The sequence below is a fragment of the Chryseobacterium sp. CG10_8 genome, assembly GCF_058117085.1.
Genome location: NZ_JBYVEB010000096.1, coordinates 1 through 10,887 on the forward strand (window position 1 = coordinate 1; position 10,887 = coordinate 10,887).

Consider the following 10,887-nt stretch of genomic DNA (forward strand, 5'->3'; position numbering starts at 1 on the left):
AAAATTTTTCAGCAGTAGTCGCTTTGTAAGTGTTTTCATAAAAATAATCCTTTAATTCTGCGAATAAGTATTCTGGTTTTAAAAGATCAACATAATGCAATGAATCATAAAACCAATCATCATTCATGTCAGTTCTTGTCCTTTCTATTGCTCTATTTAAATCTAAGTATGAATTATTGATTTTTGCCTGATACAATTCAACTACTCTTCCTTCAATCTCTCGCTTTAGATAACTATCTTTTGTATCTAGCTGAACAAGTCCTCTTCCGTGTAATTCCGCATTAATGCTTGCAAATGATATTCTGGAACACTCAATTGTAGAATTTTCAAAATTTTCATTCGGGTATTTTGATATTACTCCTAATAGGATGTTCTTGTTATGAATAAATACTCCGCTTCCTGACAAACCATTTAGATACTCTTTTGAAACATTATTTTCAAGATTTATTTTTTTCTCAGATGGATCGCTACGACTAAATTTAAAAGAACTTAAAGCGTCTTCGTTTGCTCTAAAAACTGACCAACAAGAAAATACAAGTTCATCATTGTCTAAATCATCAGAAACCAAAATAGAAGGAAAACTAAGACCCTCTACTTTTAAGAATTTTAAAATTAAAAAATCCTCTTTTTCAAAAATTATAATGTCGTTTTCATTTAAATTTTTGCTATTTAGATATGTTAATCTTTCAAATTTATCAGTATAATAATATACTTCTATACTTTGTAATTTACTAAACTCAAATTCAAGGTGGGACTCTTCTGATAAAAGATGTTTTGCAGTTAGAATATAGTTATATTGACATTTGTTTGGTGTCTGATAGATTACGCCAGATCCGATAGAAGGAACTCCTGCAACCATTGATTTTATCTTAACAGAACATGATTTTAGTATTTCAGATATCAAAGGCATAACCGTCATTTTTATTGTTAGAAATTAAATTAACTTTATACTCTTTTTCATCTCTTTTGGATATTCTCAATCTATCAATAACTTCTCCATAATTGAAGAAAAAATTGATGACATCATTTGATTTTCTGTTATTAATTATTTTTAGAAAGGCTCTTTTATTTGGTAAATAATGTTTTCTACTATTTGTAGAAATTACAAAATTTATACAATTTATTTTTTGTAAAATTTCAGAATTTAGACTTCTGTAACTTGCGTGGTGGGGTAATTTAATAACTTGAAAATTTGCATTTTCATTTTGACCTCGAATTTCATCAATAATCTCATTGAAACGAATTGGAGTAACATCTCCAGTAAATAAAAAATTATTCTCTCGATAAGTAAGCAATAATACAATACTTGTCATATTACTTGAGGAATTGTCTTGACTTCTATCATCTATATATTTGATTAATGTAGAAATTGGGGTATCCCAATCACACCTATTGTCACTAGTTAGATATACCCCTTTGTTTGAAGCATAGTTTTTTAGTATTTCTTCATTAGGTGAAAATATTCTAAAAGATAAATTCTGATCACTAAATAATTCATTAATCTTGATTTCCAAGTTTTTTGCGTCTAAAGAAGTTTCCCAAATTATTTTTGGATATTGAATTAATATCTTCTCAAGTTCATGAGCTTGTTTATATGATAAAAGGTTTGTATCTACAGTTTTCTCAAGATTATTCAATAATTTTCTTGGTGAGTTAAAAATTACATTATCTATGATTGGTTCCTCATTTCTAATTTGAATTTCTCCAAATAAATCTATAATTCCTTTGATGTGATCATCATCATGATGAGTGATAATTAAAAAATCAATTCTTTCTCCTCTTGATTTTATTTCATCATACTCAGAAAATAAAAATGTGTTTTCATTTCCTCCATCAATAATAATATTTTTAGAGTTATGGTTTATTATTATGGAATCTCCTGTCCCTGCTTTTAGGAATTTTATTTTCATACGTTTTTTTTAAGACAAATATGTATATTATTATGTTGATATACTAATTTTTTTCAAATCACTCAAATTTACATAAATGTTTCTACACTATTAAGCTACAATTGACTTCAAGTCAATTGTAGCTTAATTTCATTTTCTTATAGGGTTTAGATGTTTTTTTGTTAAAAAATAGACATTAAAAGATAAAACAAAGAATTACCTTTGTTTTCATAAAATATTACGCAAAGCGTAAGCTATCTATTGGTAACAGAAAACCGCTAATTTTCACTGATGACCAAGTTGATAGGCTTACGCCTGCGCCTCTATACGGGCGTGGGCTGAGTCTTTCTGGTCATCGGGTTCTTAGCGGTACCTCTGTTACAGTTTGGCTTCGGTTCCACGCCTTTGTTGTTTCAGAACAATTCGATACCAGGAACCCGTATCATAAAAAAACCACAAATTTTATGAAGATTTCAATTTTCATTTTGGGAGAATTCATTTTTTCCATGAGCAGCATCGCATTGCTGCAGAGCTCTCCAGAGCCACCTTATGAACCTCCGTTCAACATTATGCACATCTTATTTATCCTGGTTGGATTCCTGTATTTTTTGCCCAGCATTATCGGGTTAGTAAGAAAGCACTATAATCTAATCGGTTTAATTGCGCTTAATGTATTATTAGGATGGACTTTAATTGGTTGGGTATCCGTATTGATTTGGAGTTTGCTCAGAAGCAGTAAGGGTGTGGTCATCAATAATTTTTCGGAGACAATATCTCCAAATAGGTATTCTCAGCTAGAACAGCTGAACCAACTCAAAAGTACTGGTGCTGGTGCTATTTCAGAAGAAGAATACGAAGCAGAAAAACAAAAACTATTAAACCAATAAAAAAATGGATAATTTAGATAATACCAATCAAGACCATCATAACGATCAAAATCAAGAACCCAATAAAAGTAACAAAGGCTTTGATAAAAGCAATGGACATTTGCTTACCGACGAATTGATTCAAATGCGTTCGGATGCCATGTTCAACAAAAAATACAGATTCCTTGGTCGAAAATCAAACGATATCCACTATGGATACTTCGAATGTACAGAACATAATATCCCCTTTGAGCAAATGTTAAGCTCTCATTTTGCCGGAAGAGTTCCTAAAGGTTGCCAGGAGTGTTTTCATCATACACTAAGCACGACGATCAAAGCCCGAAACTTCTCTATGCCAAGAGAAAAGCATCCCCACGCATTAACCGATGATTATGTCAGAGATAAGTGCAAAGAAGTACATATGGGAAAACTCAAATTCATTAAAAGAGATGAAAAGGATTTCAGATTTGGCATCTTTGAATGTGCTCACGGAAAGCTTCTGAGAAACATGGTGAGTTATAACCTTAAGGGAAGTTTTCCTGAAGGTTGTGAAATATGTACCAAAGAGAACCGAAAGTACGAAAGTATTCTTACACCAGAAATTGTACGAAAAAGATCCTTTGAGCAATTTGGAGGGCAAGTCTATTATTTAGAGCGGGATAAAAAAGATAATGAATGTGGGTGGTTTCTGTGTAGAGAACATGGTATTAAATTCAAACAGAAGTTGTATAAACATTTCAAAGGACAGAGAGCGTGTAGTCTATGCCAAAAGGATCAGAGCCGACTATGGAAATTGACTTATGAAGAACTGCAGAAGTACTTTTCCAAGGAAGAGATTATGACAGAGAAAACATATGAAGATTGTAAAAACACCTACCACCTCAGATTTGACTTTTATATTGAAAAAATAAATCTACTAGTTGAAGCTGACGGAGAAGGACATTTTTTCAATGTTCCACAGTGGAACGGCGAAGAAGGATTTAAAACTAGACTTAGCAACGACAAAATAAAAGATGATTATACCCGAAGAAATAACATAAACTTTATTAGGATTGCATTTTACGAAATCAACCAAATCAAAACAATCATTGAAGAACAAGTAAAGAAGATTGAAAGGGGAGAGATTGTATATCGGATTCATCATAATAAACTTCCAGAATAAGAACTAAACTCTCTTCACTATTAGAATAACAAAAATAAAATCTATTGTAGATTATAATACAAAGAGAAGCCATCTCATGACATAGAAAAGAGATGGCTTCCCAATTTTTAATTTTCCCCTTCAAAACGAATATTGAAGAAAAGAAAATCGAAATGCATTTTCAATTTTCTGAATTTGAAAATTGCGAGGCAAACCAGGATAATAATTTCGATGAGCTCGAGACCTAAAAAATAAATAAAATTTCAGTAGAAGAATGAGAATAACATCTCTATAATTTTGAAAAAAAAAGCTCAATAAAAAAACGACGAACTACTATTTTCAAATAATTACAAATGAATAAAAGACTCAAAAAAAGGAGAACCACTTTTCTATATTCCATACCAAATCAGATTCATTTTATTTTGAAACCCGATCCGATTTACTACGAAAACCATAAGATCGAATTTAAAAATTTCATGTTTAATTAAATAAAAAAATGATAAAAAAAAGCAGAGAGAAGACTATCATCATTTTGTTAGTTTTGATTCTTATTTGGTTATTATTTTTAACCTATCGAATAAGTGTTCATGAGAAGGAATTGAACGACCAAGAATTTTACCTTCGTGAGATATTCAAAAGCTTATAAAGAGAAAATAATTAGTATATTTGAAGTGTAATTGGTTTTCTATTTAGGAAAGTGTAGCACACTACGTTTTTTTTCTTCCACTTTGTTCCAGTAAAAAAACAGTGTGCTCTCCGAGGGTTTCAATAAGCATAAAGAAAGCAAGTAATTTGTAGTTTAAATTTGGCAAAAAAAGGCAGTCAAAATCGAAGACTAAAAAGTCTAATAATGGAAATATTGAGAATTTATTTTTAGGAAAAATTCAAGTTAAAAAGGATAAAATAATATGGCAGGACAAGCAGTACTACATTATCAAAAACATGGCAAAGTATCCGGAGGATCTTTGGGTAATCATATTGATCGGATTAAGGGAATGGAGTACTCTTATCGTCATGCCGATTTGAGTAGAACGAAAGATAATGTTTATATCGAGCTGAACGATCATTGTCGGTCGCCATACAATGATGCCATTTTGAATAGAATCAAAGAAGGTTATAATCACCGAAACAAAGCAGGTGAATTAAAACTCATTAGAAAAGATGCCGTTTATTCAATTAATGTGATGTTATCAGGAAGCCATGAAGAGTTGGTAAAACTTGTAACAGATAAAAAGAAACTCGATCAATGGATTGACAAAAACCTGGAGTTCTGTATTGCGGAATATGGAAAGGAGAACATTATAAGATTTGCTGTTCATTTGGATGAAAAAACACCCCATATCCATTGTGTATTTGTTCCCATTACGGCTGACGGTAGACTTAATGCTGGATATTGGATGAAAACAGGAAAGCTTTTAGAAGAAGTTCAAACAAAATATGCTCAAGCAATGGCAGAGTTTGGATTAGAAAGAGGAGTAAAATCTGATCGTAAACATCATACTACGGAAGAATATCGTAGAAGAGAAATGTATAAGCTCAATGACCATAATGATATTCTCAGCGATTTGGAAAATTTGAAGCAAACAGATGTATTCAATTTCAAAGGCAAGAAAGAGGTTTTAAGCACCAAATTAGAGAACTTAATCCTCCATCAATCAGAAGCAACACAAAAAGAGATAGAATTGCTGAGAAGCCAAATATCGAGTCTTGAGAAGAAACTTTCAACTGCTCAACGAGAACAGTTAGAAATTCCTAAATCTGCATCCATCAGTGAGTCCAAGATTCAGAAGATAATAGAAAGCGTTTCCGTTAAGGATTATTTTTTCTATTTGATGGATAGAGGAGCTTTGAAGTTTGAGAAGAAATCAGGAGATGAATATTACTTCAAACAAGGAACTAAAAAATATACGGTTAACGAAAGAGGATATTTTGATTTTCAAACCAAAGCGGGAGGTCAAATCACGAAGGCAGTCATGGAGATCGGAGGAATGGAATGGAAAGTTGCTATGGATTTTCTTGAAAAATTTTCCGAAACGAAACCCAATCAATTAGTCGATTTAATACGAGATGAAAATAAAAATTTTGGAGAAAATGATTTCCAAATGACTGCTATTTTCACGCCGAATGATAGTCCAACGATTGATTATTTTGAAAGCGTGGGAATAGAAAGAGAAACTCTAAAAGAACATATTTATCAAGTTCACTATCAGATAGGACAAAACCATTTTTTTGGAATAGGCATTCCCAACAATAGCAATGGATGGAATATTTCCACAACAGAAGGAAATAGAAGGCTTGGAAAGAATGATATTTCAGAGGTGGGAAATAAAGATGCAGATGACGTGATTGTTTTTCAGAATATGATATCCATGTTGGCTTTTCTTCAGAAAGAAAAGGAGGAAAACGATCAAAATAAGCAGAGAAGCCAAGCAGAACAAAAACGATATATCTGTTTGAATGACTCCACAAATGTACCCCAATTCATTAAACAGTTTCAAAGTTTTAAAGGTAAGGTTAACTTGTGTTTGGACGGAACAACAGAAGGAAACACAATGACGCAACAAATCCAAAGTATTTTTCCTCAAGCAAAAGATTTAAGAGAATATTACGGAATCTATGAAGGAAGACATGGAGTGAAGGATTTTAGTGAAGTCTTGATGCGGGAAAAAGGTTTGTTGAAAAAGCAACATAATAATGGACAGAACTTAAGAAGGTTTTAAAAGAATTTGATGGGCGGTCTATACTCTGATTACAAAAAAAGCAGCAGCTGAATAGGATCAGAAATATGAAGCCGGAAGAAGATCTCAAGAAAGAAAAAAAACACAAAAGATGTCTCTAAGCTATACCTCCTATCACACCAACCTAAAACTTTGCTATGCTTTTGGAATAGAAAGACAAGTTTTTCCTGAAGAAGTTTTGGGAAAAATCCCAGCATCAACTTCACAATATTGGAAAAACAAAACAGCAAAAGAATATTTTGGATCTGATTATGAAGAGATATCGGAGAGGACAGTTTCGGATTTAAAATTAATTTTTGATAAAAGAGTTAAAAAAGCAACAGAAATATTTGTTGCTTCATTGAGAGTTTATATTTTGATTGTCAATTTAATAGGAAGGCAAAAGTTACTGATGCTCATTAAAAGAAACCGAAAGCAATTACTTCCCTATATTGATCATCTCATCAAAGTTAGCGCAAACAAAAAATTAATTTTAAAACTTCTTGGGATAAACTCAAGGCAGTTTTCGCATTGGAAGCTTCAGCAGACTTATGCTTGTGCGAAATCTATGATTTGGTTGTGCTATAAGAGAGTTCCAAGACAAGTCAGTATGCAAGAGATTGGAGTGATGAAGAAGCTGATGTCCAAGAAAGACAAAGAACATTGGTCATCAGGAGCAGTTTGGGGATATGGATTCCGACATGGACTAATCTCGATGGCAAGAACTACTTGGTATCATTACTGTAAACTTTTGGATTTAAGTAAAAACCGGAAGAAGTACAAAAAAGTAAAAAAGAGAATCTCAGTAAGAGCAGAAGCGCCCAATCGGATTTGGCATTTGGATGTGAGTATTTATAAGACGAAGGATAACATCAAATATTACATCTATGCTGTAGTAGATAATTTTTCCAGAAAAATATTGGTTTATGATTATTCTACAGAGCTAAGCGGAATCATCAGGTTGAAAAGTTTAAGAAGAGCTGTTGAGCAGGAATTTGGTGTTTGTCTTGATTTGCAAATTCCCAGTCCACCAAAACTGAATTTGATTGTTGATGGAGGAGCTGAAAACAATAATAAAACAGTAGAGGATTTTATCAAGGAGAGTTATGTAGATATCGCCAAGTTAGTGGCACTCAAAGATGTGTTATTTTCTAATAGCATGATAGAAGCAAGTTTTAGAGTTTTAAAGTCCTACTATTTGAAACCCAATATCCATAGTGAGGATTTTCCTAAAGAACTGGAGAAGAGTATGGAAGACATTATCTTCAAAAGACCACATCATGCCCATCTGATCTACACACCGCATGAAATTCACTCTAACCCTGAGCTTAAAAATATAAAACCAGTTCTGGAAAAAGTTAACCGAACACTAATTGAACAAACAAAGCATTTGCATGTGAAAATAACTGTGAATAGTATGGTTTTCTAATGAAATTATCGATTGAATTTTAAAAAGGGTTCATTTTCCTTTAGAATGAATTTTGATTTTTAGATGAAATGAAAAAAATATCCGATAAAAAAGTTTGTTTTATTAGAATGAACGACAAAACCAAAACCTTACGAATTTTCGTAAGGTTTGGTATGGAATAATATGTTTTTACAAATAATTAATAAACAATCTGTTACGCTATCAAAGACCGTTTTTTATAAGCATAGACTAAAATTGCAAGCTGTTAGACGTAGCCCAGTCAAAATTATTCAAAATTTTCACTAAACTTAATTCCTTTTTTGATAAGTATATCTTTGATTTTTTTTGATTTCCCTTGTGGATTTATATATATAACTTCATTTTCGGAATTAAAGACAACATGCCAATTTTTAAGAGTATAATTTATTGGTTGGGTTGCTAAATTAAAATTTTCATATTTAGTTTCTTTAAAAAATTTTTTCAACATGTTTGATTTGTTTAGTGATTCATCAATAATTAACTTATAGTTATCAATTTCGTAAACCTTTGAATATCTAAAACCGTACAATAACTCAGGGTTAACAAAGCATACATCAAACCAATATGCATTTTCAATACCTTCACTTGTATTAGCTCCAATTATTAATATGTTTTTTGTGTTATTAACTTCTTTCTCCGAATTTCTCTCCTCAATAAACGCACTAACAATTTGTTGAAAATCTTCTCTTTCTTGTCCATTAATATTACTTTTGCAGCCTAATACAAAAAGTAATGCTGAGATTAAAAACCAATTTTTCATACTTCTTATTTCTTTGTTTTTCCAGTATATGTAGCTGTTTGACTATTATATCTGAAGTAACCAACTCCTGGAGTGTATTGATAAACATTTTTAACACTATTATTGTAACTTGCCCGATCTCCTGCATTTAATCCTAACTCAACCTTTATCTCGCCTGTCGCACGATAACGAGAAACCACAAAACCCGACGGACCCCACTCCCCTCCAGCAGTATGAGAATGTACTCGTTCTTGGCGCATTGCATTATTTATAAAGTGTTTATTTTCTGATCCCTGTGAACTCGCATCAACATAACCTATAGCTATAGAAGCACTTACACTTTCATTTTCAGAGTGATTTGTTCCAATGATATTTGTAGAATATCCATCAGAAAAATTATATGTGTCTTGTCCAAACTCAACAGCTGTATAATTTGCTGCAAACTCGAAAACCTGTGTTGCGGTATCATAATCTTGAATTTGTAAGTAGGTAAACTTTGTCCCTCCGGGAACATCATCATGCCCCGGCGTATTGTAAGGAACTGATTTTGCTTCTCCTATTTGGGAGTCACCAGTAGGATTACTACTTTCGTCGACATTTACACGATTTATTGTAATAGAATTAGAGCCACTCTCGTTAGTAATAGTATCATAGGCTTTGTCATCGGCATTTATTTTCCTATCTATGTCTCCATTATTTTTAATCGTAATTACATCTCCTGCACTCATTCCATCAGGATCTATAAATCTAATTGGGTTGTTAACAGCATAGTTATAAGTAGAATGTCTTCTATATTTTTCAGCAAGAGGATCCACGACGCCCCATCTCCCTATATCCGGCATGTAAAAACGTGCGCCGTAGTCGTACATTCCTGTTTCTTGGAGTTCTTTGCCGTTGTATTTGTAGTGATAAGTAGGATTACCAGCTAAGCTGTTGTATCCTTCGTGTTTTAGTCCAAATGGATAGTAATTGTTTTCTTCCAGAACTTCTACTCCGTTACTTCCTTTAAAGTAACTGATTCTTGTGTTTCCTAAATGGTCAACGTAGTTGTAAATATAGCGATTATTTTCGAAATTATAATAACCTTCTGCTGTGGGTACAAATTGTAAGCCTTGCGGAAAAACAGCACCGGGATCCCCTCCTGTTGTATAAGAATACTGAAACCCGTCTAAATAATCTGTCGTTTCCAAAGTATTATATGCTTGCATTTGACCAGTAAAAAACAAATGCTTTTTCTGCAATTTGACTCCGTCTGCACGATAGATGTTCTGGGAATTTTTGTATACAAGAGTAGTAAGCCCGCCTTTTCCACCGCCAGTCCTCAATACAGATTGGTTAAATTGTATATACTTGGGAAGATTTAGGAAGTTATATTGAATATTTAAAAGTCCCTTATCTTCATGTTTGGTCATATTGCCATTGCTATCATAGGTTATGGTAGCTCCCGAGGTATCTGGGTAGCCATTATAGTTTTGACTGGTGTCCGTCACTGTTAGAAGTTGATTACCGCTGTTATTGTTGTTATAGACATAGGTCAAGTTATCTATATTGTTAGCTGTTGTACCGCCTGTTTGTAGATCAGCACTTCTTTTGAGGGTTTTAATATTTCCGTTAAGATCATAAGTCAAGACTTCTCCATATTCTCCAGCTGAAGGATTGGAGTCTTTTTGATAAAAGCCTCCCAAAAGACGATTAAGAGGATCATAAACATATCCATATCTTCTAAAATTGTCATTAGCTGTTGTCGCTGTTTTCCAATCTACTTCAGCAATGTTTCCGTTGTATTTAGGAAGTACATGATGATTTGGGAAGAAAGTTGCGTTAGGAGTTGTCTGTCCTTCTACTTGGTTATATTTGATTTTGTACCCAAATAAGTCACCTCCTAAATTGGTAGGGTTATTAATCCCTGTCATCCAGCCTCTGATATTATAGGTATAATCAATAGTTTGCAGAGGACTTGCAGCAGATTGTCCACCTACTTTTTTAGTTTTAAGTTGAGATACCTCATTGTAAGTGTTCTGAGCAAGAATTTCTTCCGTTCCGCTATCTACTTTATGTTTATGGGTAAGTAGTCTGTTTTGTGGATCA

Annotated in this window: 8 protein-coding genes; 4 read left to right on the top strand and 4 right to left on the bottom strand. The window is 32.8% G+C overall.

Going from position 1 to position 10,887, the window contains the following annotated elements; all coding sequences use genetic code 11:
- Positions 1 to 910, bottom strand: a 910-nt coding sequence (locus tag AC4AGG_RS13120; protein WP_489772463.1) for a hypothetical protein, incomplete at its 3' end; no start/stop codon positions are given.
- A complete protein-coding gene (locus AC4AGG_RS13125) occupies positions 894 to 1,910 on the bottom strand; it encodes a ComEC/Rec2 family competence protein (RefSeq protein WP_489772464.1) in 1,017 nt (338 codons plus the stop codon). The genes AC4AGG_RS13125 and AC4AGG_RS13120, both read right to left, overlap by 17 nt.
- 443 nt (positions 1,911 to 2,353) lie before the next feature.
- Here AC4AGG_RS13125 and AC4AGG_RS13130 point away from each other — a divergent pair, with 443 nt between their 5' ends.
- The 4 genes from AC4AGG_RS13130 to AC4AGG_RS13145 all read left to right on the top strand — a co-directional run bounded on the left by AC4AGG_RS13130 (position 2,354) and on the right by AC4AGG_RS13145 (position 8,042).
- Positions 2,354 to 2,776 carry a superinfection immunity protein gene (locus tag AC4AGG_RS13130; protein ID WP_489772465.1) on the top strand — a complete coding sequence of 141 codons (423 nt, stop codon included), beginning with the start codon at positions 2,354 to 2,356 and terminating at the stop codon, positions 2,774 to 2,776.
- Between the two features lie 4 nt (positions 2,777 to 2,780).
- Complete coding sequence (locus tag AC4AGG_RS13135) at positions 2,781 to 3,917, top strand: hypothetical protein (protein ID WP_489772466.1); 1,137 nt, start codon at positions 2,781 to 2,783, stop codon at positions 3,915 to 3,917.
- An 887-nt stretch (positions 3,918 to 4,804) separates the two neighbouring features.
- On the top strand, positions 4,805 to 6,616 hold the full coding sequence (gene mobV, locus AC4AGG_RS13140) for a MobV family relaxase (protein ID WP_489772467.1): 1,812 nt from the start codon (positions 4,805 to 4,807) through the stop codon (positions 6,614 to 6,616).
- A gap of 109 nt (positions 6,617 to 6,725) precedes the next feature.
- On the top strand, positions 6,726 to 8,042 hold the full coding sequence (locus tag AC4AGG_RS13145; RefSeq protein ID WP_489772468.1) for a DDE-type integrase/transposase/recombinase: 1,317 nt from the start codon (positions 6,726 to 6,728) through the stop codon (positions 8,040 to 8,042).
- A gap of 265 nt (positions 8,043 to 8,307) precedes the next feature.
- On the opposite strand, the gene AC4AGG_RS13150 is transcribed toward AC4AGG_RS13145, so the two are convergent.
- A complete protein-coding gene (locus AC4AGG_RS13150) occupies positions 8,308 to 8,820 on the bottom strand; it encodes a hypothetical protein (protein ID WP_489772469.1) in 513 nt (170 codons plus the stop codon).
- 5 nt (positions 8,821 to 8,825) lie between these two features.
- Positions 8,826 to 10,887 (bottom strand): RHS repeat-associated core domain-containing protein (locus AC4AGG_RS13155; RefSeq protein ID WP_489772470.1); only part of this gene is annotated, 2,062 nt, incomplete at its 5' end.

What these genes read in the sequence shown, in the direction of transcription:
- AC4AGG_RS13125 (WP_489772464.1), bottom strand. Translation starts at nt 1,910, where the DNA reads ATGAAAATAAAATTCCTAAAAGCAGGGACAGGAGATTCCATAATAATA.
- AC4AGG_RS13130 (WP_489772465.1), top strand. Translation starts at nt 2,354, where the DNA reads ATGAAGATTTCAATTTTCATTTTGGGAGAATTCATTTTTTCCATGAGC.
- AC4AGG_RS13135 (WP_489772466.1), top strand. Translation starts at nt 2,781, where the DNA reads ATGGATAATTTAGATAATACCAATCAAGACCATCATAACGATCAAAAT.
- mobV (WP_489772467.1), top strand. Translation starts at nt 4,805, where the DNA reads ATGGCAGGACAAGCAGTACTACATTATCAAAAACATGGCAAAGTATCC.
- AC4AGG_RS13145 (WP_489772468.1), top strand. Translation starts at nt 6,726, where the DNA reads ATGTCTCTAAGCTATACCTCCTATCACACCAACCTAAAACTTTGCTAT.
- AC4AGG_RS13150 (WP_489772469.1), bottom strand. Translation starts at nt 8,820, where the DNA reads ATGAAAAATTGGTTTTTAATCTCAGCATTACTTTTTGTATTAGGCTGC.